The sequence below is a fragment of the Achromobacter sp. DH1f genome, from assembly GCF_000633435.1.
GTDB classification, from domain to species: Bacteria; Pseudomonadota; Gammaproteobacteria; order Burkholderiales; family Burkholderiaceae_B; genus Achromobacter; species Achromobacter deleyi.
Window position 1 is genome coordinate 1 of record NZ_AYMF01000110.1, and the last position, 294, is coordinate 294.

1 protein-coding gene is annotated in these 294 nt (G+C 65.6%); it reads left to right on the plus strand.

Annotation, left to right across the window (positions count from 1 at the left end; genetic code table 11):
- On the plus strand, positions 1-294 hold a 294-nt coding region (locus U858_RS34125; protein WP_042886162.1), incomplete at both ends, for an efflux RND transporter permease subunit.

Sequence of the window (294 nt, forward strand, 5' to 3'; positions counted from 1 at the left end):
GGGGCGGCTGTTCCGCGAGTTTGCGGTGACGGTGACGCTGACCATCGTGGTGTCGGTGCTGGTGTCGCTGACGCTGACGCCGATGCTGTGTTCGCGCTACCTGAAGAACCACCACGGCGACCGCCACGGCCGCCTGTACCTGCTGTTCGAGCGCGGCTTCGATGCGATGCTGCACGGCTACGAGCGCGGCCTGAAACTGGTGCTGCGGCATCAGTTCGCCACGCTGTGCGTGTTCCTGGCGACCGTGGGCTGCACGGTGGCGCTGTTCCTGGTGATTCCCAAGGGCTTTTTCCC